This is a genomic window from Crossiella sp. NPDC003009 (genome assembly GCF_053591555.1).
Genome location: NZ_JBSFUA010000041.1, coordinates 16,638 through 43,236, shown reverse-complemented (window position 1 = coordinate 43,236; position 26,599 = coordinate 16,638). Strand labels below are relative to the sequence as shown.

Sequence of the window (26,599 nt, the reverse complement as noted above, 5' to 3'; positions counted from 1 at the left end):
TGACCGGATGCTGCGGACCGAACACGGGCTCGTCCACTCCCCGACCGACCTGGTCGACCTGATGGAGTGCGGGCACCGCAGCAGGCTCAACCAGGCAGTGGCGCTCGGCCTGCCCGGCGCACCCGTCCCGGAACGCGGGTCGGCGGCGCTGGTGGCCAAGCACGGTCTCGCGCACGAGCAGGCCGTGCTGGAGCGGCTCAAGCAGCGGCACGGGGCCGGGGTGGTCGAGATCGACACCCCGGCCCCGCACCCGGACGCGCTGGCCGCGGCCGCCGAGCGCACCAGGGCCGCGCTGGCCGCCGGGGTCCCGGTGGTCTACCAGGGCGTGTTCTACGACGGCGAGTTCTCCGGCCGCGCCGACTTCCTCATCGCCACCGAGGGCGGTTACGAGCCGCACGACACCAAGCTCGCCCGGCACGCCCGCCCGTCCGCGGTGCTCCAGCTGACCGCCTACGCCGACGCGCTGACCAGGACCGGGTTCACCGCGGGCCCACTGATGCACCTGCTGCTCGGCGACGGCAGCGCGCACTCCCTGCGCGTGCAGGAGTTCCTGCCGCTGCTGGCGCACCTCCGCGGTCGCCTGCGCGGCCAGCTCACCGCACCGGCCGAGCTGCCGCAACGCCTGTGGGACGACGAGCGCCCGGCCTGCGCCACCTGCCGCTTCAGCAAGCACTGCGCCACCGGCCGCGCCACCGCCCGCGACCTGTCCCTGGTCGCCGGGATGCGCACCGACCAGCGCCGCAAGCTGGCCGCCGCCGGGCTGACCACCATCGAGGCGCTGGCCGCGGCCACCGAGAACGAACGCCCGCCCACCCTGTCCGTGGCCACCTTCACCGGCCTGCGCGCCCAGGCCACCCTCCAGGTGCAGCAGGACCTCACCCGCACGCCAGAGGACCCGGTCGGCAAGGTCTCCTACGAGATCCTCGCCCCCGAGGAGCTGGCCGCGCTGCCGCAGCCCAGCCCCGGCGACGTGTTCTTCGACATGGAGGGCGACCCGTTCGCACTGGACTCCGACGGCCTGGAGTACCTCTTCGGCGCGGTCACCCTCTCCCCCGCCGGTGGCGAGGAGTTCACCCCGTTCTGGGCGCACAGCCGGGTGCAGGAGAAACGGGCGTTCGAGTCCTTCGTGGACTTCGTCACCGACCGGCTCGCCGAGCACCCGGACCTGCACGTCTACCACTACGCGCCCTATGAGACCAATGCGCTCAAGCGGCTGGCCGCGCTGCACGGCACCCGCGAGGAGGAGGTGGACACGCTGCTGCGCGGCGGGGTGCTCATCGACCTGTACACCGTGGTGCGCAAGGGACTCCGGGTCTCCCAGCGGTCCTACTCGATCAAGTACCTGGAACCGCTGTACATGCCGGAGTCCAGGGCCGGCGAGGTGCAGAACGCGGTCTCCAGCATCGAGGCCTACGAGGACTACCTCACCCTCGCCGAGGTCGGCGACACCGAGCGCGCCGCCGAGGTGCTGCGCGGGATCGCCGACTACAACGAGTACGACTGCGTCTCCACCCACCGCCTCTACCGCTTCCTGCTCGACATCCGCGCCGAGGCGGGGATCGAGCCCGCGCCACCGGTCGATCCGTCCACTGTGGACGCTGCCATCGACTCCGCGGCCGACGAGCTGGCCGCGCAGCGCAGGGCCGAGCGGGCCGCCAAGATCGCCGCCCTGGTCGACCCACTGCTGGAGGGCCTGCCGGAGAACCCGGCCGCCTTCACCGCCGAGCACCGCACCCGCGCGCTGCTGGCCGCCTCGGTCGGCTACCACCGGCGGGAGACCAACCCGGCCTGGTGGGAGTTCTTCCGCCAGGTCACCGCGCCCCTGACCGACCTGGAGTCGGACAACACCTGCGCGGTGCCGGTGTCAGTGTCCACACAGGACTGGACCGCGCCGTCGGGGCGGGTGCGCAACGCCAAGCGCGATGTTCGGCTGCACTGCGATCCGGACCGGCCGCACCCCTTCGCGCCCGGCGACACCGTGCGCCTGCTCTACCCCGGCCAGCGGACCAGGGACGCGCTGGTCGTGGACGCGGGCGCGGACGGCCTCACCGTGCAGGAGAGCGCCAAACCCGCTGAGCTGGACGGTTGTGACGGCCGCCCGGCCGCGGTGCTGCCCGGCAGTCCGGTGCGGCCCAGCCCCAAGGACGAGGCCGTGGCCGACCTGGCCCGGATCACGGTGGACGCGCTGCCCGTGCTGCCCGCGCACCCCGGCATCGACCTGCTGCGCCGCCGCCCCCGGCTCCGCGGGGGCCGGGACCTGCCCGGCCCGCAGGACTTCGGCGGCGACCTGGTGGCCACCGTGATCGCCGCGGTGGACGCCCTCGACGGCTCCACCCTGGCCGTGCAGGGACCGCCCGGCGCGGGCAAGACCTACCTCGCGGGCAGGCTGATCGCGCACCTGGTCGCGAACGGGCGCAGTGTCGGGGTGACCTCCAACAGCCACAAAGCGGTGGAGAACGTGCTCAGCGCCGCGCACGAGGCCGCGCGCGCGACTGGCGTGCCGCTGCCGATGGCCAAGCGCCCCAAGAAGAACCCCGAGCCGGACTGCGTGTGGGAGCAGCCCAAGTCCAACAACGACCTGGCCCGCTGGCGCGCGGAGCAGGGCGGCGGGCACCTGGTCGGCGGCACCGCGTGGACCTTCGCCAACGCCGCGCTCCGCGCCCAGCCCTTCGACGTGCTGATCATCGACGAGGCCGGCCAGTTCGCCCTCGCCGACGCCCTCGCGGTCTCGCTGTGCACGAAGAACCTGGTGCTGCTGGGCGATCCGCAGCAGCTGCCCCAGGTCGTGCAGGGCACCCACCCGGCCGGTGCGGACGCCTCCGCGCTGGGCCACCTGATCGGCGCGGCCGACGTGATGCCGCCGGAGCTGGGCTACTTCCTGGACCAGTCCCGCCGCATGCACCCCTCGGTCTGCCGCCCCATCTCCAACCTGTCCTACGCCGGGCTGCTGCACGCCCACCCCACCGCCGCCGGACGCGGGATCGACGGTGTGCCAACGGGACTGTGCCTGTACCAGGTCGACCACCGGCACAACCTGGCCTCCTCGCCGGAGGAAGCCGCGGTCATCGTCGAGCTGACCCGCGAGCTGATCGGCCGCACCTGGACCGACGGCGAGCGGACCCGCCCACTGGCGCAGTCCGACATCCTGGTGGTGGCCCCGTACAACCTCCAGGTCCGGGTGGTGCGCCGCGCGCTGGAACGCGCGGGCTACCCGGAGGTGCGGGTGGGCACGGTGGACAAGTTCCAGGGCCAGGAGGCCCCGGTGGTGCTGGCCACCATGACCAGCTCGGCGGCCAGCGACCTGCCCCGGGGCCTGGACTTCCTGCTCTCCCGCAACCGGTTGAACGTCGCACTGTCCCGCGCGCAGGCCCTTGCCGTGCTGATCTGCTCGCCGCGGCTGGTGGAGGCCGACATCCGCAACGTGGAGCACATGCGGCTGCTGGCCGGGATGCTCGGCCTGCTCGCCGAAGCCCGCCCCTGGCCTACCAGGTGACCGGCAGCGCGGCGATGCCGCCGCCGAGCTTCACCGCGTCCGGGTCCATGCTCATCGGGATCTGATCCACCGGCACGGTCAGCGCCAGCCCCGGCAGCCGGGTCACCAGCGCGCTGAACACCTCGGCCAGCTGGATCTTGGCCAGCGGCGCGCCGATGCAGTGGCTGATGCCGTGGCTGAAGGCCAGGTGCGGGTTGGGCGCGCGGGTGATGTCGAAGCGCTCCGGGTCGGGGAAGACCAGCTCGTCGTAGTTGGCCGAGTAGTGGTCGCACAGCACCAGGTCGCCGTAGCCGATGGTGACCCCGCCGATGGTGATCTCCTCCGCGGCGTAGCGCGGCATCACCGACTCCTCCACCTGACCCATGCGCAGCACCTCGTCCACCGCGCTGTCGATCAGCCCTGGCTCGCGCGCCAGCAGGTCCCGCTGCCCGGGGTGGGCCGCGAACAGCGCGGTGCCCACGCTCTGCACACCGGGGGTGACCAGGAACGGGAAGCTGATGGTGGCGATCAGCCCGGCGATCTGCTCCACCGGGACCCCGGCCGCGGACAGCTCGGTGATCACGTCCTGCCCTGGGTTGGCCTGCCGCCACACCACGGCCTCGGCCAGGTAGGCGAACACCTCGCCGACCTTGGCCGGATCGTCCATGCCGGTCAACATGCTGATGAAGGTCCGCTCATCGGGCACGCCGTGCAGGTCGCAGAGCACCCCGTGGGACAGCGGCAGCGAGAAGTCGTTGTGCAGGTCGGCATCCGGGCCCTTGGCCAGCAGCCCGTCCAGCAGGCGGTGCACCCGGTCCCGGATGCTCTCCCGCAGCACGGCCATCCGCCGCGCGGCGAACAGCGGGGTGAGCGCGGCGCGGAACTCGCGGTGCTGCGCGCGGGCCTCGTCGAAGTCGGTGCCGAGCAGGTTGTAGTCGAACACCGGACTGTCCAGGTAGCGGGCCCGGTTCGCCGGATCCGGGTGCGCGTTCTCCATCCTGCCCTCGACCAGCAGCTGCTTCAGCTCGGCGTAGCGGGTCACCAGCCAGGCCTGGTCACCGGTCCTGGTGCGCACCTTGAGCACCGGCGCGCGGGACTGCAGCTCGCGCAGGAGCGGGTCCAGTCTGCCCACCACGGGTCGCTGACAACGCAGCAGGGGTAGTTCCTCGACCTCGGGTGCGGTGCTCACTCCGGCATTCCTCCTGGTTGGCGGACCAGCTTCGCTCGATTGATGCTCACGTTATCGACGGCGATGCCCGATTTTCCCGAGTGTTGTGCCGAGTTCCCGCCAACTCCGTTGGTTGCCAAGCCCCGCGCGCCCGGCCCTCGGCGGAGGGCCGGGCGCGCGGAAGCCGGCTCAGGCCGGGTTGTTGGCGTGGGTGAGGGTTTGCCAGGCGACGAAGAGGATGTTCGTGCCGTGCGGGCGCCGGGACTCCACCAGGCGCTGGGTGTTGGCCATGCTGTGGCCCATCCGGTTGGCCAGCGCGTTGTAGCCGACCTCGGAGACCGGGCCGAGGCCGCGCTTGATGGCGCCGCCGCACAGCCAGCCCGGCGCGGGTTCGCCCAGCTCGTACTTGGCGTGCAAGCCCAGCGCGTGCCGCAGCCGGTCACCGATCTCCGGGTAGAGGTCCTGGCCCTGGTGCCGGGTGGTCTCGGCGAAGTTGGCGATGCTGGCCAGGCCGTAGCCGGTGTGGGTGAAGTCGCGGCAGGTCTCCTGGCTCAGCCCGTCCACGAAGGTGTTCTGGTTGTGCCAGTACCGCACGATCTCCTCGCGGGTGTCGATGCCGCTGCCTGCCGGGCCCTTGGCGTAGGCGCCGTCACTGCTGACGTAGAGGAAGGCGGGCACCCGCTGGCGGAACTTGGTCACCGCGCGGTCGTAGGCCCCGCGGTCCTCCAGGAACACCGCGATGCCGATCGCGGCCTCCATCATGGTGAGCTCCCAGTTACCGTTGCTGGTGGCGTGCCCGTTGATCACCTTGGGCAGGTAGACGGTGCGCAGCATGGCGCTGAACCGGTTGACACCGTCAGCCGGCCAGCCGCCGCCGGTGTGCCGGATGATCTCCGCGGCCTTGGCCCAGGACACCCCGGCCCACGCGGTCTGCAACGGGGCGTTGCTGTTGGTGTGGTCCCTGATGGTGGCCGACCAGGCGTCCATGAGCTGGATCGCCTTGTTCGCATAGCGCTGGTCCCTGGTGATGTACCAGTTCAGCGCGTTGGTGAAGGCGGCGATGGCGTCCTGGCGCTCATCGGTGCAGCCGAGGTTGGGGTTGGAGTACGGACCGCACTCCACCACCGCCCGCGGTTTCGGGTTGCGGGACAACGAGGCCAGGCCGTGGCCGTTCATCTGGTCATAGGCTGCCTTCCATGGCTGTGCGCCCGCCTGCACCTTGCCGCGCACGAAGTCCAGCTGACCCCGGCTCACGTACACCCCGGGATGGGTGAAGGTGGGCGGGGCCGCGGCGGCTGCCGGCGCAGGGGCGGCAGCCGGCGCGGGGGCCGGATCGGCGGAGGTGGGCGAAGCGCCTGCGAACAGGGCGGTGGCGGCGGCGAGCGCGGTGAGGACGATCCCGCGTCGATGCAGGGTTGTCATCGGTCTCCTCAGGGATGGATACCCGGTTGCGCGTCGCGGCGTGAAGCGCGGTGAACGCAAACGATGGTGTGGTCCAGACCACCTGAGGTCAATACGCCGATATTCGCAAACACCTGAAAAGAGGCATCCCCTGGTTCACAACCATGAATTTTCACAGTTCTGAACCAAGGGATGATTCGTCACTTTACTGGAACGGAATTGTCAGCACGGACTGCTGGCCCTGACTCGCCGAAGCGTTGACCCGCAACGAGGTCGAGCCGGTGCCGATCGCGCTCCACACCTCCAGCCGGACACAGCCATTGCGCAGTTCGGCGAATGACCCGGAACTGGAATGCAGTGCGCCCGCGGCGTAGTTCTCCCACCCGGTCACCGGGTCGGTGGCGAAATAGCGGTAGGTCTCCACCCGGCCATAACTCCCGGAGCCGGTGAAGTCGTAGGAGACCCGCGCCTGCACCGCGTTGGCCACGCTGGTGCCGGAGTCGACGTACAGGCTGAAGCCGGTCTGCCGGGCCGGGTCGTGCGTGCCGGAAAGGCCGCAGGCGGTGTAGGTCTGCGGGTTGCGCGGTGCGCCGTCGTGGTTGCCGCCACCGGCCCCGGCGATGGTGTCGGTACGCGCGCCGGTGGACTCGGCGGCCGACAGCGCGCCGGGGTTGTTGACGAAGAACCGGTTGGCCTTGACCGGCGGCGGCCCGGTGGTCGTCGTGGTGGTGGTCGTGCTGCTCGAGGTGGGCTGGCCGCCGGAGCCGTTGCCGCCGCTCCAGGTGATCGCGCCGGTGGTCGCGGTCTTGCCCGCGCCGACGGTGAGCGTGGTGCCATTGGAGAAGGTCACCGTGATCGGCTGGTTGCCGGTGTTGGCGGCCACGTAGGTCTTCGCGCCGTTGCGGGTGAACACCGCGTGCAGCGGGTGGTTCGCGGTGACCGAGCGGTCGACCTGGCCGAGCGAGCTGAGGTTGCGCAGCCACTGGAAGGTGCGGGCCTTGCTCTCACCCTCCTCCACGGTGTAGCTCCCGGCCCGGAACTCGGCCAGCGCTGTGTCCGGTGTGGACAGTGCCTGGAAGGACCAGATGATGTCCCGCCACACCGTCGGCGGGCCGCCGTTGTTGGTCACCAGCTCGCGCAGGTTGCGGTCGATGTAGGCCGGATCATGGCCCAGGTACAGGGAACCGCCGGTGATCGGCAGCATGTTGATGCCCTGGATCATCTCCGGCTCGGCGCTGAACCAGGTGGAGTACGCGCCGCCGTCACCCCACACCATGCCCACCGTGGAGTGCTGGAAGGCGCTGGGGAAGTTGGTGTCCCGGTTGTCGAACCAGTACTCCTTGATCGCCTCGCCCTGGGTGGTGTACATGAACAGCCCGGCATCGCGGGCCGCGGTGTCCCCGGTGGCCAGGCCCCACTGGATCACCGCGTTGGCGAAGTTCATACCCTCGGAGCTGGACTCCTGGTTGTTCCCGGCGAAGAACGCGCCGTGCCCGGCCGCCCAGTCGTGCCCGGCGTAGATGTCGAAGTCGCGCAGGAACGGGAACATGGAGTCGTTGCGGTTGAACCCGTTGGCGTCCCGGATGAGCAGGTTGACCATGCCGCCGTACTGGCTGGGTGAGGCCCAGGCCGGGTCGAACTTGGCCAGGGTGGCCGCGGCGGCGATGTAGTAGCCGTAGTGGAAGTGGTGGTCGTTGAGGTCGGTGTCGGAGCCGAAGGAGGCCGGGAAGCCGACCAGCGAGCCCCAGTTGCGGTCGTAGTAGAAGACCCGCTCGTGCTTGCCGTTCGGCGCGGTGAACCAGTCGGTCAGCCGGGTGCGGACCGCGCCGATCAGCTTGTCCCGCACCGCCAGGTTGCCTGCCTGGTCGGCGATCTCGATCATCCGCGCCGCCCGGCCGAGCGCCTTGCCGGTCCAGTAGGTGTCGTTGTTGAACCCGGCGAACGGGTCACCGCCGCCTGCCTCGTTGAGGTAGCTGTTCAGCGTGGCCAGGTCGCCGCCGGTCATGCCGACCTGGGGCAGTTCGGGCAGCACGCCGTGGTAGCGGATCGCGGTGGTGAACGCCGAGGCCCCGACCAGGGTCCTCAGCTGACCCCGTGGTGAGACATAGGTCTGCGCGATCGGCGTCGAGCCGCTGAGGTTCTGCCACTGGTGCGGGTACAGCGCGACCACCGCGCCGGTCTGGCCGCCCTCCATGGCCTGGGTGGTCAGCCGGTAGGTGGCCCGCACCGTGCTGGCCGCCTGGTCGTAGGCCCACTCGACCCTGGTGCCGGTGACGTGGGCGTGCGCGTGGCGGCCGTAGGAGCTCAGCAGCGCCTGCCGGTCCGCGGCACTGCTGGCCGGGGTGGTCGGCAGCACCGCCACGGAGAAGAATCCCTTGCCCGCCAACGAGGACGTGATGGCGTTGCCGCCCACGTTCCAGCTGGCCCCGCTCGGCGCGTAGGCCACGTAGTCGTGTCCGTCCACGCTGAACCCGATGGTCGCGCCGCTGTGGGACCACACCATCGGCGCGGCCCCGAAGCCCAGCCGCGCGTCCCCGCCGGTGACCTTGGCGTAGACGAAGGGCAGGCCGTGCCCGATGGTGGTGCGCAGGGTGCGCGCGCCGTCGCTGAAGTAGGGGCTGACCGTCCAGTCGGTCCAGCCGTCCACCTTGACATCCGGGGAGTTCAGGCCGGTCACGCCGAGGGTGAAGTCGGTGGAGTACGGGTAGTGGTACTCGCCGACGCCGGTGGCCGTGCCGCTGACGGTGACGTTGGTGGCGTAGTCCACGCCGAGGCCGTTCGCGCTGGTGTTGAAGGAGAACGGGTGCGCCATCAGGTTGTCGGAGTAGGCGCAGTCGTTCCGCTTGAAGATCAGCGAGGACCACCAGTCGTTGGTCGGCACCGCGCCGGCAGGGGCGTTGCCGGTGACGTACTGGCGCGGGTTGCGCGGGATCTCCCCGCAGGCGGTGGGCAGCTTGGCCCCGGCAGGCAGGGTGGTGGTGTAGCTGCCGGCGCCAATGGGTTCGGCGCTGGCCTGGCCGGAGCCGGCCGTGACGGCCAGCGGGACTGACACACCAAGCGTGAGGACCGCGGTGGCCGCGGCCAGCCCACGACTGAGCAGGCTCATCTTTCCTCCGAGCAGGGGTGGAGGGCTGGGATGGGGGTGGCCTAGCTTGAAACCGGTTTCAACAGGGTTTCGGGAATGTAACATCCGTCACAGGGGCGGTCAACGTTCCGGTGAACGGGGAGGGTGGGCCGGTGGCGGGCAGGAAGGCGACGATCACGGACATCGCGGCGCGGGCCGGGGTGTCCAAAGCGACCGTGTCCAGGGTGCTGACCGGCAACGCCGTGGTCGCCCCGGACAAGCGGGACGCCGTGCTGACCGCGATGGCCGAGCTGAGCTACCGCCCGAACCTGATGGCCAAGGGCCTGGCCTGGGGCCGCACCTTCACCGTCGGCGTGCTCACCCCCGACCTGGCCAGCCCGCTCTACGGCCTGATCATGGCCGGGGTGGAGGCCGAGCTGCACGGCCTGGGCTACCAGGCCCTCTTCGCCAGCGGCGCCTTCCACACCGAGACCGAGCGCCGCGCGCTGGAACACCTGGTGCAGCGCCAGGCCGACGCGCTGATCGTGCTCGGCGGCCGCCTGCCCGGCGCGGACCTGCTGGCCGTCACCGGTGACCTGCCCCTGGTCACCGTGCTGCGCGCGGCCCCCGGCAAGCCGGCCATCACCCTGGACAACCAGCGCGGCGCCCGCCTGGCCACCGAACACCTGATCTCACTGGGGCACAAGGAGATCGCGCACATCACCGGCGAGTCCGGCCAGCCCGACACCGAGGAACGCCTGCACGGCTACCGGGACACCATGACCGCCGCTGGTCTGACCCCGCGCACCATCCCCGGCGGCTACCACGAGGACGACGGCCGCCGGGCCACCCATCGGTTGCTGGACAACGGGATCCGGTGCACCGCCCTGGTCGCGGCCAACGACCAGGTGGCCATGGGCGCTCGGCTGGCCCTGTCCGAACGCGGGCTGCGGGTGCCCGAGGACGTGTCGCTGGTGGGCTTCGACGACCTGCCCAGCGTGCGCTACGCGGTACCGCCGCTGACCACGATCCGCCAGCCCGCCAGGGAGATGGGGCAGGCGGCGGCGCGCGCGGTGCTGGGCCTGCTGGACGGCGTGGAGGTCCAGCCGCCCAGCTTCACCGCCGAGCTCGTGGTGCGCGCCTCCACCGCGCCGCCGGGGCGCGGCGGCTACTGACCGCCGAACTTGCGCAGCCGCATGCTGTTGGAGACCACGAACGCCGAGGACAGCGCCATCGCGGCCCCGGCGATCAGCGGGTTGAGCAGCCCGAGGGCGGCCACCGGCAGCGCGGCCACGTTGTAGCCGAAGGCCCACCACAGGTTGCCGCGGATGGTGGTCAAGGTGGCGCGGGCCAGCCTGATCGCATCCGGCACCGCGATCAGGTTGTCCCGCACCAGGATCAGGTCGGCGGCGTGCAGGGCCACGTCCGCGCCGGTGCCCATGGCCATGGCCAGGTCGGCCGCGGCCAGCGCGGGGCCGTCGTTGACGCCATCGCCGACCATGGCCACCCGGCGGCCCTGCGCCTGCAGCGCGCGCACCACCGCCACCTTGCCCTGCGGCAGCACCCCGGCGTGCACCTCCTCGATGCCCACCGCCTCGGCCACCGCGCGGGCGGTGCTCTCGTTGTCGCCGGTGAGCAGCACCGGGGTCAGGCCCAGTGCGCGGAGGGCGCGGACCGCCGCGGGCGCGGACTCCTTCACCGTGTCCCGCACCGCGAGCAGTCCCCTGGCCGCGCCGTCCCAGCCGGCCACGACCACGGTGCGGCCCAGCTTTTCCCATTCCGCGCACCGCTCGCGCAATTCCGGATCGACCGTCCAGCCGCGTTCGGTGAACAGCAGCGGGCGGCCGATGAGGATTTCCACGCCGTCCACCCGGCCGGTGGCGCCGAGGCCGGGCAAGGCGGTGAAATCGGCGACCTCGGGCAGGGCGCCGAGCTCCGCGCGGGCCGCGGTGGTGATCGCGGCGGCGATGGCGTGCTCGGAGGCGGCCTCCACCGCACCGGCGTAGCGCAGCAGCTCGGCCCGCTCGCCGGTGGAGTGCGTCTCGGCCAGCGACATCCGGCCGGTGGTGACGGTGCCGGTCTTGTCCAGCAGCACGGTGTCCACCGCCCTGGTCTGCTCCAGGGCCTGTGCCCCGCGCAGCAGGATGCCCAGCTGCGCGCCGCGGCCGGTGGCCACCAGCAGCGCGGTCGGCGTGGCCAGGCCCAGCGCGCACGGGCAGGCGATGATCAGCACGGCCAGCGCGGCCCCGAACGCGGACTCCGCGGCGGAGCCGGCGAGCAGCCAGGCCGCCAGGGTCAGCGCGGCCAGCACCAGCACCACCGGCACGAACACCCCGGCCACCCGGTCGGCCAGCCGCTGCGCACTGGACTTGCCGGCCTGGGCCTGTTCCACCAGCGCGGTCATCCTGGCCAGCTGGGTGTCCGCGCCGACGCCGGTGGCGCGCACCACGAGCCTGCCGCTGTGCGAGATGGTGCCGCCGATGACCTGCGCGCCGGTCTCCACCTCCACCGGCACCGACTCGCCGGTGACCATGCTCAGGTCCACCACCGAGCGCCCGGACTCCACCACCCCGTCGGTGGCGATCTTCTCCCCCGGCGGCACCGCGAACAGGTCCCCGACCACCAACTGCCCGACCGGGACCCGGACCTCTTTCCCCTTGCGCAGCAACAGGACGTCCTTCGCCGCGAGCAGGGAGAGCGAGCGCAGCGCGTCCCCGGCCATCCGGCGCGCGCGGGCCTCGAAGTAGCGGCCGGCGATCAGGAAGGTGGTCACCCCGGCGGCGACCTCCAGGTAGATGCCGCCGGTGACCGTGGTGCTGAACATCGCGTAGGTCGACCAGCCGAACGCGCTGAGCACCCCCAGCGAGACCAGCGTGTCCATCGAGGCCGCGCCGTGCCTGGCGTTGCGCAGCGCGGCCCGGTGGAAGGGCAGTGCCGCCCACAGCACCACCGGGGCCGCGAGTGCGAGGCAGACCCACTGCCAGCCGGGGAACCGCAGCCAGGGCACCCAGGCCATGGCCAGTGCGAGGTCGGCGAGCGGGAAGGTGAGCAGCACCGACACGACCAGCCTGCGCCACAGCGCGCGCACCGGGTCCGGTCCGTCCGATGCCGTCGTCTGGCGGACCTCGTGCGCGGTGTAACCGGCGGCGGCCACCGCCTGGACCAGGCGGGTGACATCGATGGTGGCAGGGAAGGACACCGAGGCACGCTCGGTGGCGTAGTTGACCACGGCGTGCACGCCGTCGATCTTGTTGAGCTTGCGTTCGATCCGGGCCGCGCAGGCCGCACAGGTCATGCCGGACAGGGCCAGCTCGACCGTGCTCAGTCGCTCCGGGGTCTCGGTCGCGCCGGTCGCGACACTCTGCTGCACTGCACTCTCCAGGGGACGCCGCCGTCTGCTGTGGACGCTGGCCGGCCCCGCGAGACGGTGCGCGAACGCACCGCAGCGGAGCCGACCACGCCAGTCAGGTCGGTCATCTGGTCCACCCGGTTCCCCCCTGTGACCTGAGCCACCCTAGAATGCGTTAGTCGCACCGCTTCCAGGAGAAGTGGTAGGTGGTGCGAATGCTGCCATCCGTGGAGTCCATCGTCATAAAGCTGGTCGTGGTCGAGGGATTCGAGGATCCCGCCTGCACGCGCAGCTCGGTGTTGACATTCAGGTTCCTGGTCTCGCCGCAGGGGGCGTAGACCAAGTTGGGCCCTTCGGAGGTGTCGGTCGCCTGCCAGCTGTCCGAGTACGGGCCGTTGAACCAATGGCTCCGCGACTCGGTGGCCGACATTCCCTGGAAGTAGTAGTTCGCCCGCTGGAGTCCGCGCGCCCCCGCTTGGAGATTCGCGTAACCCCGGTAATCCGCTTTCTGGATCGCGTAGCTGAAGCCCTGCGGGTAGTGGATGCGCAGGGCGAGCTGACAGTTCTTTCGAACATCGGTCGGTTTCGCGCCAACCCCGACCTGAGCGAGATAGTCGCTGTAGGTCACGGTAAAGGCGGTCTTGTCGTGCGCGACGGCCACAGCGGACGTGCCGGGCGGGCAACCCGATCCGTTCGCCGTGATCACCTCGACTGTCACCCTGTCCGGCGGCGCTGATTCGGCCGCCGGAACCGGAGAGGCAAGCAGGGAAAAAGCCATTCCAGCCGCGGCCAGCATGGTAATCATGGAATCCCTTCCCAATCGTCTCAATTTATCGACGACGGCGACCCACGATATCGTAAACGGGAGTATTCAACAGCGGCCGTATGGGGCAACCGCGAAAGTAGTGCGATCGACTGAGATCACATTTGGGGATCCCATGTGCCCATGAACCCATCAGCCGCGAATGGTTTCAGGACTCATTGTATGCGACTGCATTCTCTGCTGCCAAGGAAAACTTGGCTACACGCGCCGCCAACTGTCCGAGTCCAGCGCGGTGCCTGCCTGCGCGCCCATCAGCAGCAGTCCGCCGTCGACCACGAAGGAGGCCCCGGTGACGTACCCGGCGGCCGGGGTGGCCAGGAACGCGATCACCGAGGCGACCTCCGCGGCGTGGCCGGTCCGCCCCAGCGGCACCCCTGGCCTGCGCTGCTCGGTCGGGTCGGCGTCCTCCTGGCCGGTCATCGCGGTGGAGATCTCCCCTGGCGCCACCGAGTTGACCGTGATGTGGTGCTCGGCCAGTTCCAGCGCGAAGGTCTTGGCCAGCATGCCGAGCCCGGCCTTGGCCGCGCAGTAGGGCGCCGCGCCGACCCTGGGCTGATGCTCGTGCACGCTGGTCACCATGATCACCCGGCCACCCTGGCCCGCCTCGATCATGTGCCGGGCGGCCCGCTGGGTGCACAGGAAAGCGCCGTCCAGGTCCACTGAGAGCACGCGCCGCCAGGTGCTGAAGTCCATCTCCAGCGCGGGTTCGGCGGTGCCGGTGCCCGCGCAGTTGACCAGCACGTCGATGCCGCCGAGCTCCTCGGCCAGCTCGTCGATGGCCTCGGCCGAGGCGGGCAGGTCGCCGAGGTCCAGCCGCCGGATGACCGCCCGCGCGCCGCGTTCGGCGACCTCGCGGGCGGTGTCCTGGGCGCCCTGTTCGTCCTGGTGGTAGGTGATGCCGATGTCCAGGCCACCGCCGGCCAGCGCGACCGCGGTGGCGCGGCCGATGCCGGAGTCGGAGCCGGTGATCACGGCGGTGCGGGGACGCCCGGCCGCGGCGGGCAGCGGGGCGACGGGATGCGGTTCCGTCATGTGCCCCGGCTACCCGCTCAGCTCCGGCTCATGCCCCCAGCCGCGCCGCGGCCTCGGCCAGCAGCTCGCGCTGCTGGAAACGGTCGGCGGGGAACGGCATGGCCACCACCCGCTCCGCGCCCGCCTCGGCGAAGGCGGCCAGCTGTTCGGCTGCCTGGGCCGGGGATCCCGTCACCAGCGCCTTGCGAGCTTGCTCCTCGCCCATGCCGTAGTCGGCCAGCCCGCGCACCCGATCGTCCACAATGGACTGTTCGAGCGGCCCGAGCCCGACGCTGACACCCACGGTCACCGGGGCTTCGATGCCGAGCTCGCGCAGCTGCCGGATGCCGTCGGCGACCACCGAGGGCGGCACGAACGCCGGGTACCAGCCCGCGCCCAGCCGCTGGATCCGCCGCCAGGCCACCGGCCCGGAACCGCCGATCAGCAACGGTGGCACGGTGGCCGGCGGGGACAGCCGGACCACCTCGCCGTCGATGGCCGCGTCCCGGCCTGCCACCAGGTCGGGCAGCACGGCCAGCACCGCGTCGGTGCGCTTGCCGCGTTCGCGGTAGGGCACGCCGACCGCGCGCCAGGCCGCGTCGCCGTGCGGGTCGCCGCCGCTGCCGATGCCGACGATCAGCCGGTCGCCGGAGAGGTGTTGCAGGGTGGCGATCTGCTTGGCCGCCCAGGCCGCGCCGCGCAGCGCGGGGATCAGCACGCCGAAGCCGAGCTTGATGCTGCTGGTGCTGGCGGCCACGGTGGCCTGGACCAGGGTGCTGTCCAGGTAGGGCAGGGCGGGGATGAGGTGGTCGCCGGTCCACACCGACTCCAGGCCGAGGCCCTCGGCGTGCCGGGCGTGCTCGGCCGCGGTGGCCGAGGGGTCGATCCCGAAGGAGGGCAGTTGCACGCCGATCTTCACCGGACCTCCAGCAGGGTCTTGCCGACGGTGCCGCGGCCGGCGATGGCCGCGTGCGCGGCAGCCGCCTCAGCCAGCGGGAAGCGCTGTCCGATCACCGGTCGCAGCCGCCCGGCCGCGGCCTCGGCGAGCACGTGGCGGGTGGCCTCGCGGACCAGTTCGGGGTTGGGGCGCAAGGACACCAGCGTGACGCCGTGTTCGGCGGCGGTCTCCTCCGGGATGCCGGTCCACTCGCCGCTGGCCAGCCCGTAGCTGATCATCCGGCCGCCGGGGCCGAGCAGCTCGAAGGCGGCCCGGCCGATCTCGCCGCCCACCCCGTCGAAGACCACGTCCACCTGGCCTGCCCGCTCGGTCCAGCCGGGTTCGAGGTAGTCCACCACCTCGGCCGCGCCCAGTGAGGCGGCCAGCTCGGTCTTGCGCGCACCGCCCGCGGCCGCGACCACGGTGGCCCCGGCCGCGGTGGCCAGCTGCACCAGCAGCGAGCCGACCCCGCCGGCGGCGGCCTCGACCAGCACCCGCTCCCCCGGTTCGACCGCGACCGCGCCGAGCAGCATGGCCGCGGTGCGCCCGTCGGCCAGCAGCGCGACCGCCGCGTCCAGTGCCAGCCCTGCCGGCACCCGGTGCAGGGTGTCGGCCGCGGCGACCGCGAGCTCGGCGTACCCGCCGGTCCCGCTCAGGCTGCTGATCACCTTGGCCCCCACCAGTCCCGGGTCGACGCCGGGGCCGGTGGCCAGCACCGTGCCGCCGACGCCGTTGCCCGGGATGACCGGCAGCTCCACCCGGAACGGGCTCTGCCCGCCCGCCCGGAACTGGGTTTCCACGAAGGTGATGTTGGCGTAGGCCACCTCGATCAGCACCTGGCCCTCGCCGGGCACCGGATCAGGGGCCTCGCCGAGGGCGAGCACCTCCGGCCCGCCGAACTCCCGCAACCACACCGCACGCATGTCCTTGTCCCCTCAGTAGGTTCTACCACCTGAGCAAACAAGCTCCAGCTAACTGGAGGTCAACCCTTGGCGCGCATGACTTCGAACACACTGGACGCGCTGTCCGCGCCGTGCCCCTGCTCGACCAGGCCGCGCACCAGCTCCAGCAGCGGCACGTGCAGCCCGGGATCGACCCCGGCGGCGCGGCTGGTGACCACGATGTTGGCCAGCGCGGCCAGGTTGATCTCCAGGCTGGAGTCGCCGCCCGCGTAGTCCTTGGTCTCGGCCTCCCTGGCCAGGTCGCTGAGGAAGGCGATCATGCCGTTGAGCCAGGGCACCGCCATGCCCAGGAACTCGGTCGGGCGCACCCCGGCGGAGTCCAGCATGGCCGCGCCGTGCAGGAAGCCGAAGATGGTGCCGTACCCGGCGCTGAGCAGGGCGTAGCTGTAGAGCTCGGCCACCCCGGGGTCCTCGGCCACGTAGCGGGCCGCGCCGAGCACGCCGAGCTGCGCGCCGAGGCGGTCGAAGGCGGCGCGCGAGCCGCTGTAGAGCACCTGGGCGTCCGGGGTGCCGATGGCCGCCGGCACGGCCATCACCGCGCCGTCCAGGTAGTCCGCGCCGTGGCCGCCGGCCCACCCGGCCAGCGCGCGGATCTCGTCGGGGGCGCTGGAGCTGATGTTGAGCAGGGTCCGGCCGCGCAGGTCCTCGGCGACCGGGTCGAGCAGGTCGCGCACGGCGGCGTGGTCGAGCACCACGGTCAGCACCAGCGGACTGGCCCGCACCGCCTCGGCGACCGAGCCCGCCACGGTTGCTCCCTTGCCCGCCAGCGCCTCGGCCTTCGCCGGCGAGCGGTTCCACACGGTCACGGGGTGCCCGGCGGCCAGGAAGGTCTCCGCGATGGCCGCGCCGAGGCGGCCGAGGCCGATGATGCTGACCGGGGTCTTGCTGCTGGTCACGATGATCACTCCTTGCTCGCTGCGGTTGATGTGATCAGCGTGCTCGCCTGCGCTTTCGGTCTGCTGGCGGTTCGCTGGCGGTTAGGGTGTCGGGGTGCGATTCGGGGTGCTCGGTCCGCTGACCGCGTGGACGGCGGAGGGCGCACCGGCGCCGGTTCAGGAGGCGAAGGTGCGCCTGCTGCTGGCGGCGCTGCTGGCCCGCGGCGGGCGTCCGGTTCCGGCGGACCGGCTGGTGCTGGACCTGTGGGGCGACGCGGTCCCGGCGAACCCGCTGGGCGCGTTGCAGACCAAGGTCTCCCGGCTGCGGCGGGCCATCGGCCGGGACCTGGTGGAGTCCGGTCCGGCCGGGTACCGGCTGCGCGCCGACACCGACGCCGACCGCTTCACCGCCTTGCTGGCCGCGGCCGGGGACGCGCCGCCGCGCGAGCGGGCCGAGCTGCTGGTGAGCGCGCTGGAGTTGTGGCGGGGACCGGCCTTCGCCGAGTTCGCCGACGAGGACTTCGCCCGCCCGGTGGCGCACGGCCTGGCCGAACGCCGCCTGGAAGCGGTCGAGCTGCTCGGGGAGACGCGGCTGGCGCTGGGTGAGCCCGCCGAGGCCCTGGCGGTCGTCGGTGACCTGGTGGCCCGGCATCCGCTGCGCGAGCGGCTGCGCGCGGTGCAGCTGCGCGCGCTGTACCAGGCCGGTCGGCAGGCCGAGGCGCTGACCGCCTATGCCGGGCTGCGCGAGCGGCTGGCCGAGGAGCTGGGCGCGGACCCGGGGCCGGAGCTGGCCGCGCTGCACGAGTCGATGCTGCGTCAGGACCCGGGACTGCGGGTGGCGGTCCGCCCGCGCGGCAACCTGCCTGTCGCGCTCACCGAGCTGGTCGGCCGCGAGCACGCCGTGCGCGCGGTCCGCGGCCTGCTCACCAGGCACCGCCTGGTCACGCTGACCGGCCCCGGCGGCGTCGGCAAGACCAGCCTCGCGCTGGCCGCCGCCGAAGCGGGACCGGGGTTCCCGGACGGGGCGTGGCTGGTCGACCTGTCCGGCCACCCCGGCACCGCCGGGCAGGCCGAGCTCGCCGAGTCGGTGGCCGGCGCCCTGCACATCCGCGCCGACCCCGGAGCCGACCTGGCCACCGCGCTGCGCGACCAGCGGCTGCTGCTGGTGCTGGACAACTGCGAACACGTGCTCGCCCCGGCCGCCGGTCTCATCGCCCGGCTGCTGCGCGCCGCCCCTGAGCTGCGCGTGCTGGCCACCAGCCGGGAACCCCTCGGCGTCCCCGGCGAACGCCTGGAAGCGGTGCCGCCACTGGCCCCCGCCGACGCGGTCCGCCTGCTCACCCAGCGCGCCGAGGCCGCCGGGGCCGACCTCAGCACCGCCGACCCGGACACCCTGGCCGCGCTGTGCCTGCGCCTGGACGGCCTGCCCCTGGCCCTGGAACTGGCCGCACCCCGGTTGCGGGTGCTGGGCCTGGCCGAGCTGCTGTCCAGAGTGGACGACCGTTTCCGGCTGCTCACCACCGGTGGCCGGATCGCCCCGCCCCGGCAGCGCACGCTGCGCGCGGTGATCGACTGGAGCTGGCACCTGCTCACCGAACCGGAGCGGATCCTGTTGCGCCGCCTGGCCATCCACGCCGAGGGCTGCACCCTGGCCGCCGCGGAAGCGGTCTCCGCCGCCGACCCGCTCACCGAGCCGGAGATCCTCGACCTGCTGGCCCGCCTGGTGGACCGCTCCCTGGTCCTGGTCGCCGAGGGCCCGCGCTACCGGCTGCTGGAGTCCATCGCCGACTACGCCCGCACCCACCTCACCGACGCCGGCGAGCTCCCCCAGCTCCGCGACCGCCACCTCACCCACTACCTGGACCTGGCCGAAGCCGCCCAGCTCCGCGACCACCGCCAGCGCGACTGGCTGCCCCGCCTGGACCGCGAGTCGGCGAACCTGCGCCGCGCCTTGGACACCGCGGTGCACAACGCCGACACCGACCGCGCGCTGCGCTTGGTCCGGGCGCTGGCCTGGTACTGGTACCTGCGCGGCCGGCTGAGCGATGCCGAACGCCAGCTCCGCCTCGCCCTGTCCGTGCCCGGCGAACACCCGTTGCGGGACACGGTCTCCGCCTGGCTGACCGGCATCACCCTGCTCCGCCGCGGCGGCGCGGACCCGAACGCTCGCCGCGAGCTGACCGAACAGTCCACAGTGGACGCGGAAGCCACCTGGTTCCAGGCCTTCTCGCTCAACTACACCGGCGGCGACCTGGCCGCCAGCGCCACCCGCCTGGCCGAACTGTCCACAGCGGACCCGTGGCTACGCGCGGCGGTCCTGGCCACCACCGCACTCCAGGCGGTCATGCGCGGCGACCTGGCCACCGCCACCACCCAGGCCACCGAGTCCCTGGAGCTGTTCACCGACCTCGGCGACACCTGGGGCCGCTCGCTGGCCGGGTACGCCCGCTCCGCCGTCGCCGAGATCACCGGCGACTACGCGCTGGCCACCGAACTGCGCACCGCCGCGCTGGAACTGGCCCAGGCCAACGAGTTCTGGACCGACGCCGCCGACCAGCTCACCGGCCTGGCCCGCCTGGACCTGCTCGCCGGCAACCACTCCCGCGCCGAGTCCCGCCACCGCCAGGCCCGCCGCCTGGCCGCCGAACACGGCTACCAGGCCGGCGTCATCCACGCCGAGCTGGGCCTGGCCCTGGGCGCCCGCCGCACCGGCGACCTGGCCACCGCGCACACCCTGCTCACCGGCGTGCTGGCCTGGCACCGCCAGGTGAACTACGCCCCCGGCGTGGCCCTCGCGCACAGCGAACTGGGCTTCATCGCCGAACTCCGCGGCCACCCCGGCGAGGCGATGTCCTTGCACGCCTTGGCCCGCGCCGCCGCCGAGACCAGCGGCGACCCCCGGGCCATCGCCCTGGCCGAGGAAGGCCTGGCCGGTGCCCATTCCCTTGCCGGAGAACACGATCGGGCCGCGGAACTGCTCGCCTCGGCCGCCGCGCGCCGGGCCGCCACCGGCGCGCCGCTGCCACCGGCGGAACGCGGCGACGTCGACCGCGTCACCGCCCGGCTGACGGTCCGTTAGAGGTCAGTTGTGTGCCCATCGGCGTGGCCAGTGCTGCTCTTGCTGATCAGCCCAGACCGGCCATGTCCCACAAGCGCACGGAGTTGTCCATCATCGCGGTGGCGAGCGTCTGCCCAACCGGGCTGTACGACACGCTGGTGACCGCACTGCCAGGCCCGATGGGATCACCGCGCGGTTCCCGGCTGGCCACGTCCCACAACTGCACCCCCTGCCCCGCGCTCGCGGTGACCAGCCGGGTGCCATCCGAGCTGAACGCGAGGCTCACGGCGCTGTTGTTGATGGGCTCGCCGAGCCGTTGGCGGCTGGCCACATCCCAGAACTGCGTGGTGAGGCCCGAGACCGCGCAGGCCAGGACGCGTCCGTCAGGGCTGAACGCCAGGCTTTGCACAAAACCGGGCGACTCGAGGGGAAGCTGGCCGAGCTGTTGGTAGCTGGTGACGTCCCACAGTCGCACCGTGTTGTCCCCGCTCGAGGTCGCCAGCACACGACCGTCGGCGCTGAACGCCATGGCGAGCACGCCGGAGGTGTGACCGACGAGCGGCTTGCCCACCCGCCGGTGGCCGGCCGCGTCCCACAACCGCACCTGACCGCTGACCTCCCCGACGGCCAGCAGACGACTGTCCGGGCTGAACTCCACGGTCATGGCCATGATCGGCAGCCCGCGCATACCTTCGGTCTCGCTGAGCGACTCGCCGAGCTGCTCGCGGCCTGCCACATCCCAGAACTGCACCCCGCGGCCAGAGGGCGCGACCGCCACGGTGCGCCCGTCCTGGCTCACCGCCATCCCGTTGACGTGGCCAGTGGCGAGTGTGCCGGCCTCCTTGTGGTTCCGCGCGTCCCACAACCGAACGGTCTTGTCCGCACTCGCCGTAACGAGGACCTGACCGTTCCCGCTGAACTTCGCCCCCGTGATCATCGCGGTGTGACCCGACAGGATGCCGATCTCGCGTGCCGTGGCCGGTGCCGCCAGCGGGTTGCCGGTCAGCGGCAGCGCGCCACTGCCGGTCAGCCAGCGCACCATGACCAGAGCGACCACCAGCAGCGCCGCGCCCGCGGCCGCGCCGATCAGCAGCACGCGCGGGCTGCGCCACCCATGATGATGGACGCCCCCGGAAATGGTGTTCGCCTGCACCACCAGGTCCGTCTTCGCCGACACCGTCAGCTGGTTGTCCACCCGTGAGCCGGCGGGAACAGGCGTGCCGGTCTCTTCGCTGGCTCCTGCTGGGACTTCGGCCACCCGCGCCACCCCCTGACCGCGATACCCCGAACACCCTAGTGGCACCACGTCCCGCCAAGACAGGCTCATCCTGAATCGACTGCTGCGGCCGCCCGGGCTCAGTCCAGCGGCAGCACCACTCCCACGTCCTCGGCCACCGAGCACAGCGGCGTCACCGTCGGACACCCCTGCGCCAGCAACGCCACATCGCTGTCGGCCTCGATCTCCCCCTCGACCTCCACCGTCACCAGCTCCAGCCCGCCGCCGTCGAGGTGCCGCACCCGCGACTGCACGGTCCCGTGCTCGGCCAGGCTCGCCCGCCGCAACGGCCCCAGCCTGCCCACCGGCACGTTGGGCACGTTCAGGTTCAGCACACTGCCCGGCGGCAGCTCCCACAACAGCTTCAGCACCGTGCCCGCGACCTCCACCGCGGTCTCCCAGTGGTGCTCCTCCGGCGCGCGCATCCCCACGTCCAGGGACACCGCCAGCGCCCGGATGCCGTTGATCCCCGCGGTCAGCGCCGCGCCGACGGTGCCGGAGTGCAGCACCGCGCGCCCGACGTTGGCGCCCCGGTTGACCCCGGAGAGCACCACATCGGGCCGCCCACCGAACGCGCCCTGGGCCGCCAGCAACGCGATCAGTCCCGGATGCCCGGCCACCGCGTAGCCCGGCACGTCCAGGCCTTCCAGGCTGCGTTGCCGCACCGCCACCTGCCGCCGGTCCTCCGCCGCGGTCAAACCGGCGCTGGTGCCGCTGGCCTCGCTGGCCGGTGCGGCGACCACGGTGGTCAGCCCGCTCCGCCCGGCCAGTCCGGCCAGCGCGGCCAGCCCCGGTGACAGGATGCCGTCGTCATTGGTGATCAGTGCCGTCTGCGCGCTCATCCGCTCCCTTTCTCGTCCCACGGCCGGAGCTCCACCCGCTGTGCCAGCGAGGCGATGGCCTCTCCGCTCCCGGTGCCCAGCCCGTGCCGGGCGATGTTCAACGCCCCCGCGGCCGCCCCCACCCGCAACGCCGAGGCCAGCGACTCCCCTCTGGCCAGCTCCGCGGTGAACCCCGCGGTCATCGAGTCGCCGCCACCCCGCGTCTCCACCGGGTTCAGCGCCGGCACGTGCACGGTGCACAGCTCTCCGTCCAGCAACGCCAGCGCGGGCTCCGCGGCCCTGGACACCACCACGGCCCTCGGCCCGTGCCCGGCGATCTCGCGCGCCGCCGCGACCAGCTCGGTCAGCTCGTCACTGGCGGCCCGCCCGTCCTCGATCAGCTCCTCATGACTCACCTTGACGAAGGTCGGCCCGCCCCGCAACGCGGTGGCCAACCGCTCCCCGGCCAGGTCGATCACCACCTGGCACCCGTTGCGGGTCAGGTCAGCGGCCAGCCGGTGGTACAGCTCGTGCGGCACCACCCGTTCGTCGCTGGGCCCGCTGAGCAGCGCGGTTCCGGCTGCCAGGGCCTCGGTCAGGGTCAGCTCGTACAGGTCGTCGAGCTCGTGCCGGGACAGCGGATCCGCCGGCATCTCCACCACCGGCTCCCGCTCCCCGCTCCGCCGGTCGTGGATATAACACCCGTTCCGCCCAGCGATCCCCCGCAACCGCAGCTCCACCGCACCCTGGTCGAGCAATCCCCGCGACACCTGCCCCGTCTCGCCCCCGACGGTCGCGCACAACACCACCTCAGCCCCGAGCGAGCGCATCATCCGCGCCTGCCAGACGCCTTGGCCGCCGGGGTGCAGGTGGATGTCGGGGACGCCGTCGAGCGCTTCGACGGTGACGGTGAGCTGGGGCGAGGGCGCGAGGACTACTACGGTGCCGGTCACTCGCCCGGGTTACCCGGAGATCAGGTCTGTCACTCAGCCGGGTGACGGGCTCAGACGATGCCCACCGTGAAAGGCGCGAACACCGGCATCCGGACGCCGGAGCTGTTCTCGACGTAGAAGATGCTGCTCTTGGCGAACACCACGTTGGCGGTGCGGTCGCCGACCTTGTGCTCGGTCCACTGGATGTCCGCGCCCGAGCTGAACATCCGGTTGACGACGCCAACCGGATCGGTGAACCAGTTGCGGAACTTCGCCTGGTAGTAGTTCCACATGAACTTGGCCAGCCCGTAGATCGCCACACCGGCCGCGATGGCCGCGCCCGCGGGCGGAAAGGCGAGTCCGATCGCGGTGGCGGCCAGGCCGATCACCGCGGTGATGCCCTGTTCGACGTCGCCCACGGCAACGGCCTCGGCCAGCCCGATCAGGTCTCCCAGGGGCGGCACGGTGCTGGCGGCGAGGTAGATGGCGGTCCGGGCGTACTCCTTGAGCCGGTCGGTGTTCGCGGTGAGCGCGCCACCGCCGGTGGTGACCCGGCCCGCGAAGTCGGCGAACTCGCCCACGCGGGAACTGAGGTTGCGCACGGCCGGGCTCTTGCTCGCCGTGGTGATCGCGCGCAGCGCCTTGGCGATGTCCGCGCTGGTGCGCGGCTGCGCCCCGGACCGGGAGCACTCCGGGAGATCCCGGCACAGGTCGGTGAACTCCTCCGCGGCCCGCCTCAGCTGGCGGGGCAGGCCGTGCACCTCACCGCGGTCCATCCGGCAGAAGCGTTCGTCGGCCTCGCCCTGTTCGCAGGAGATCTCCAGCTCCTTGATCAGCTCCTCGTCACTGGCGTGGAAGACGCCGTCGAGGACCTGCGCCACGGTCGGCGAGTCGTCCCGTGGCGCGGCGGTCGCGGGCACCGAGGAGAGGAGGAGCGTCACGCCCAGCGTGGCGGCGAGCACGGCCCTGCGGGAACTGCCCATGACCTGGGAAGTCTAGGCAGGATCGGCTCTCGGCGAACCACTCCGTCAGGTGCCGCGGGCAGTCTCCTTCGGGACACCGCGCCAACGGAACGTGACCCCTAGCGCAGCGGCGCGCACTGGCCCGTCGCCGGACCGGTTCCGGTGATCGGGGCGCCCAGGTTGTCCGGAGAGACCGCGTTCCCGCCGCACCGCACCGGGCCGATCACCTGAACCCCGGCCAGCACCGGGCCGCGGTCGGTCGCCGTGGAGCCCTCGACCTGCAGCGGCCCCACGATCCGGCCGCCGACCACGGTCACGTCACCGGTGGTGCCGGTGAGGGTGACCGGGCCGGTCATGGTGGAGTTCAGCAGGTGCACGCCGCCCGCGCCCTCGGTGGTCACCGGGCCGGTGATGGTGGACTCGGTGGCCACCAGGGTCGCGCCGGGCTTGACCGTGACCGGGCCGGTGACCGTGGCCGGCTCCAGGCAGGTGACGCCGGTGGTGATGGTCAGCGGGCCGAGGTGGTGGCCGGTGACCTTGGCGGTGCAGGCCGGGGGCTGGCGGAGCAGGGTGACGGCGAAGCGGCCGGGGGTGGCGGTGTTCCCTGCGGGGTCGATGGCGCGGTACTCGATGGTGTGGCGGCCGTAGCCGGGGGGCACCTCGTCCCACGGGGAGAGCCGGGGGGTGCCGAGCTTGCCGTAGACCAGGTCGTCGATGTTGGTGCCGTCCGGGGTGAAGCGGAACGGGGCGCCGGCGTCGGTGGGCCAGCCGAAGTAGTTGAACCAGCCGTCGCCGTTGGTGCGGAACTCGGGGACGACGAAGCCCTTGGTGTCGTCGGTGGCCTTCAGGCGCATGGTGAACGGCGCGTTGAAGACGTACTCCGGGTCGCCGGCCGGCGAGGTCCGGGTGAGCAGCGGCTTGGACAGCTCGAAGCTGGTGGCCGGGGTCTGGGCGTCCACGGTCCAGGTGCGGGTGGCGGTGCCGGTGGTCGCGGTCAGGGTGTGGCGGCCGGGGGTGAGCTTGAGGGACTTGAGGTTGAGGTCGCGGTTGTCCGCCGAGGTGCTCACCGGGCGGCCGTCCAGGGTCCAGCTGACCGCGGGTTCCTGGGCGGCGGGGCGGGTGGTCTGCACGTAGACCACGTCGGCGGCGCCGACCGGCCGGTCGGTCGGGGTGCTGCTGACGAACTCGGCCGGGACCTGCGGGCGCGGGGTGCTGAGGCTGGTGTCAACGGTCCAGGTGCGGGTGCGGGTCAGCGCGGTGGAGGCGCGGATGGCCGGGTCGCGGACGAACTCGGTGGGGTCGGTGACGGTGGCGACCAGGGTGTGCTTGCCGGGCGCGAGGTTCTGCTTCGACAGGTCCACCGAGCGGGAACCGTTGGCGGACAACGGTTTTCCGTCCAGGGTCCAGCTGACCGCGAGGCTGTGGCCGACCGGGTGCAGCGGTTCGACCCAGACGATCCGGTCCGCGCCGATGGGTGCGGTGCTGGGCGTGCCGTCCTGCAGGATGCTGGTCTTGGCGGACAGGCGCTGGACCATGACCTCGCGGGTGGGCTGGTCGAAGTAGTAGCCGAGGGTCTTCATCATGGAGTGCTTGCTGGGCCGCCACACGCCCTTGCTGTGGTACAGCCCGGCCTCGAACCGGCCGATCACGCCGCCGGAGTCACTCGGCTCGCCCAGCCAGCGCCACCACTTCTTCCGCTGCTCACGCATCTGCGCCTCGGTGAGCAGGGTGTGGTGCGCCGAGTCGGGTTCGCCGCCGGTGTAGGTGCCGCCGCGGACCCCTCGGTTGAGGTAGTCGTACTCGTCCTGCAGGCCGCCGAGGGAGTGGCCCAGCTCGTGCGGGGTGATCAGCGCGGACAGCGCGTTGCCGCCGGAAGCGGTGGCGTAGGTGCCGCCGGCGCCGCCGTAGGTGTCGCTGTTGGCGATGGCCAGGATCTGGCGGTTGGCGGCGGTGGTGCCGGGAACCAGGTTGGCGTAGTTGTTCACCGCGGTGCTGTCCACGGTGAGCAGGCGGCGCACGCCGCTGGGGTTGCAGCCGCCCCAGAAGGCCATCCGCAGCGGGGTGTTGCGGCGCGGCGAGCCGATGTCGGGGTCGCAGCTCACGCCGGACTCCGGGGAGGCGATCTCGACGGTGTAGACGTTGAGGTAGCTGCGGTAGGACTTGAACGGCTCGATCGTCCACAGCACGTTGAGGTGCTTGTCCACGTGCTCGCGGAACTTCGGCAGGTCGGCGCTGGCATAGCCGTCCGGCACGATCACCAGGTTGAACCGCTTGGCCGCGTCCCCGGTGACCTGCACGGGCACCACGGTGCCCGGCGGCGCGGTGGCCTCGGCCTGGGCCGGGCCCGCGACCAGCAGCACACTCGCGGCCAGGGCCAGCGCGCCCAGCAGCGCGGCGGTTCGTCTCACCATGCCCCGGAGCCTAGATCGCGGTCCTGGCGTGCACGCAGTGCCAACCGTCGTAGGCCGAGTGGACCACTCGGCGCAAC

Annotated in this window: 17 protein-coding genes; 3 read left to right on the top strand and 14 right to left on the bottom strand. The window is 72.2% G+C overall.

Features of this window, described 5'->3' with window-relative positions; genetic code table 11:
• Positions 1-7: 7 nt before the first annotated feature.
• Entirely contained in the window at positions 8-3,493 is a 3,486-nt protein-coding gene (locus tag ACWDY5_RS31795; RefSeq protein WP_449725832.1) for a TM0106 family RecB-like putative nuclease, read from the top strand.
• Here the strand turns inward: ACWDY5_RS31795 and ACWDY5_RS31790 are convergent.
• From ACWDY5_RS31790 to ACWDY5_RS31780, 3 genes are all read right to left on the bottom strand, one after another.
• Positions 3,483-4,661, bottom strand: a complete 1,179-nt coding sequence (locus ACWDY5_RS31790; protein ID WP_449725831.1) for a cytochrome P450 — start codon at positions 4,659-4,661, stop codon at positions 3,483-3,485. The genes ACWDY5_RS31795 and ACWDY5_RS31790 overlap by 11 nt on opposite strands.
• 168 nt (positions 4,662-4,829) lie before the next feature.
• Positions 4,830-6,062 (bottom strand): alginate lyase family protein, encoded by a 1,233-nt coding sequence (locus ACWDY5_RS31785; RefSeq protein ID WP_449725830.1) that lies wholly within the window; start codon positions 6,060-6,062, stop codon positions 4,830-4,832.
• Between the two features lie 184 nt (positions 6,063-6,246).
• Positions 6,247-9,147: a glycosyl hydrolase gene (locus ACWDY5_RS31780; RefSeq protein WP_449725829.1), complete on the bottom strand. Its 2,901-nt coding sequence runs from the start codon at positions 9,145-9,147 to the stop codon at positions 6,247-6,249.
• 131 nt (positions 9,148-9,278) lie between these two features.
• Here ACWDY5_RS31780 and ACWDY5_RS31775 point away from each other — a divergent pair, with 131 nt between their 5' ends.
• The gene (locus tag ACWDY5_RS31775) at positions 9,279-10,280 is read left to right on the top strand and encodes a LacI family DNA-binding transcriptional regulator (RefSeq protein ID WP_449725828.1); all 1,002 of its coding nucleotides are present in this window, start codon (positions 9,279-9,281) and stop codon (positions 10,278-10,280) included.
• Here ACWDY5_RS31775 and ACWDY5_RS31770 read toward each other — a convergent pair.
• The 6 genes from ACWDY5_RS31770 to ACWDY5_RS31745 form a co-directional block, all read right to left on the bottom strand.
• Positions 10,274-12,475 (bottom strand): heavy metal translocating P-type ATPase, encoded by a 2,202-nt coding sequence (locus ACWDY5_RS31770; RefSeq protein WP_449725827.1) that lies wholly within the window; start codon positions 12,473-12,475, stop codon positions 10,274-10,276. The two genes, ACWDY5_RS31775 and ACWDY5_RS31770, sit on opposite strands and share 7 nt — an antisense overlap.
• A 154-nt stretch (positions 12,476-12,629) precedes the next feature.
• Positions 12,630-13,259 carry a DUF4360 domain-containing protein gene (locus tag ACWDY5_RS31765; protein ID WP_449725826.1) on the bottom strand — a complete coding sequence of 210 codons (630 nt, stop codon included), beginning with the start codon at positions 13,257-13,259 and terminating at the stop codon, positions 12,630-12,632.
• A gap of 216 nt (positions 13,260-13,475) precedes the next feature.
• Positions 13,476-14,309: an SDR family oxidoreductase gene (locus ACWDY5_RS31760; protein ID WP_449725825.1), complete on the bottom strand. Its 834-nt coding sequence runs from the start codon at positions 14,307-14,309 to the stop codon at positions 13,476-13,478.
• A gap of 28 nt (positions 14,310-14,337) precedes the next feature.
• Positions 14,338-15,207: an LLM class flavin-dependent oxidoreductase gene (locus ACWDY5_RS31755; protein ID WP_449725824.1), complete on the bottom strand. Its 870-nt coding sequence runs from the start codon at positions 15,205-15,207 to the stop codon at positions 14,338-14,340.
• The gene (locus tag ACWDY5_RS31750; RefSeq protein ID WP_449725823.1) at positions 15,204-16,148 is read right to left on the bottom strand and encodes a zinc-binding dehydrogenase; all 945 of its coding nucleotides are present in this window, start codon (positions 16,146-16,148) and stop codon (positions 15,204-15,206) included. The genes ACWDY5_RS31755 and ACWDY5_RS31750 overlap by 4 nt, the downstream gene beginning before the upstream one ends.
• 59 nt (positions 16,149-16,207) lie before the next feature.
• Positions 16,208-17,113, bottom strand: coding sequence for an NAD(P)-dependent oxidoreductase (locus ACWDY5_RS31745; RefSeq protein WP_449725876.1), 906 nt, complete (start codon positions 17,111-17,113; stop codon positions 16,208-16,210).
• A 64-nt stretch (positions 17,114-17,177) separates the two neighbouring features.
• On the opposite strand from ACWDY5_RS31745, the gene ACWDY5_RS31740 reads away from it, so the two are divergent.
• Positions 17,178-20,141, top strand: a complete 2,964-nt coding sequence (locus ACWDY5_RS31740) for an ATP-binding protein (RefSeq protein ID WP_449725822.1) — start codon at positions 17,178-17,180, stop codon at positions 20,139-20,141.
• A 46-nt stretch (positions 20,142-20,187) separates the two neighbouring features.
• On the opposite strand, the gene ACWDY5_RS31735 is transcribed toward ACWDY5_RS31740, so the two are convergent.
• From ACWDY5_RS31735 to ACWDY5_RS31715, 5 genes are all read right to left on the bottom strand, one after another.
• Positions 20,188-21,387, bottom strand: coding sequence for a WD40 repeat domain-containing protein (locus ACWDY5_RS31735; RefSeq protein WP_449725821.1), 1,200 nt, complete (start codon positions 21,385-21,387; stop codon positions 20,188-20,190).
• Positions 21,388-21,476: 89 nt separating this feature from the next.
• A complete protein-coding gene (surE, locus tag ACWDY5_RS31730; protein ID WP_449725820.1) occupies positions 21,477-22,238 on the bottom strand; it encodes a 5'/3'-nucleotidase SurE in 762 nt (253 codons plus the stop codon).
• Positions 22,235-23,170 (bottom strand): 1-phosphofructokinase family hexose kinase, encoded by a 936-nt coding sequence (locus ACWDY5_RS31725; RefSeq protein WP_449725819.1) that lies wholly within the window; start codon positions 23,168-23,170, stop codon positions 22,235-22,237. The genes surE and ACWDY5_RS31725 overlap by 4 nt, the downstream gene beginning before the upstream one ends.
• A gap of 50 nt (positions 23,171-23,220) precedes the next feature.
• Positions 23,221-24,132, bottom strand: a complete 912-nt coding sequence (locus ACWDY5_RS31720; protein ID WP_449725818.1) for a hypothetical protein — start codon at positions 24,130-24,132, stop codon at positions 23,221-23,223.
• Positions 24,133-24,230: 98 nt separating this feature from the next.
• Positions 24,231-26,522, bottom strand: a complete 2,292-nt coding sequence (locus ACWDY5_RS31715) for a M64 family metallopeptidase (protein ID WP_449725817.1) — start codon at positions 26,520-26,522, stop codon at positions 24,231-24,233.
• Positions 26,523-26,599 lie beyond the last annotated feature (77 nt).

Coding starts and splice junctions, on each gene's coding strand:
- ACWDY5_RS31760 (WP_449725825.1), bottom strand. CDS start 14,309: ATGACGGAACCGCATCCCGTCGCCCCGCTGCCCGCCGCGGCCGGGCGT.
- ACWDY5_RS31720 (WP_449725818.1), bottom strand. CDS start 24,132: ATGGGCAGTTCCCGCAGGGCCGTGCTCGCCGCCACGCTGGGCGTGACG.
- ACWDY5_RS31765 (WP_449725826.1), bottom strand. CDS start 13,259: ATGATTACCATGCTGGCCGCGGCTGGAATGGCTTTTTCCCTGCTTGCC.
- surE (WP_449725820.1), bottom strand. CDS start 22,238: ATGAGCGCGCAGACGGCACTGATCACCAATGACGACGGCATCCTGTCA.
- ACWDY5_RS31780 (WP_449725829.1), bottom strand. CDS start 9,147: ATGAGCCTGCTCAGTCGTGGGCTGGCCGCGGCCACCGCGGTCCTCACG.
- ACWDY5_RS31715 (WP_449725817.1), bottom strand. CDS start 26,522: ATGGTGAGACGAACCGCCGCGCTGCTGGGCGCGCTGGCCCTGGCCGCG.
- ACWDY5_RS31750 (WP_449725823.1), bottom strand. CDS start 16,148: ATGCGTGCGGTGTGGTTGCGGGAGTTCGGCGGGCCGGAGGTGCTCGCC.
- ACWDY5_RS31785 (WP_449725830.1), bottom strand. CDS start 6,062: ATGACAACCCTGCATCGACGCGGGATCGTCCTCACCGCGCTCGCCGCC.
- ACWDY5_RS31795 (WP_449725832.1), top strand. CDS start 8: ATGCTGCGGACCGAACACGGGCTCGTCCACTCCCCGACCGACCTGGTC.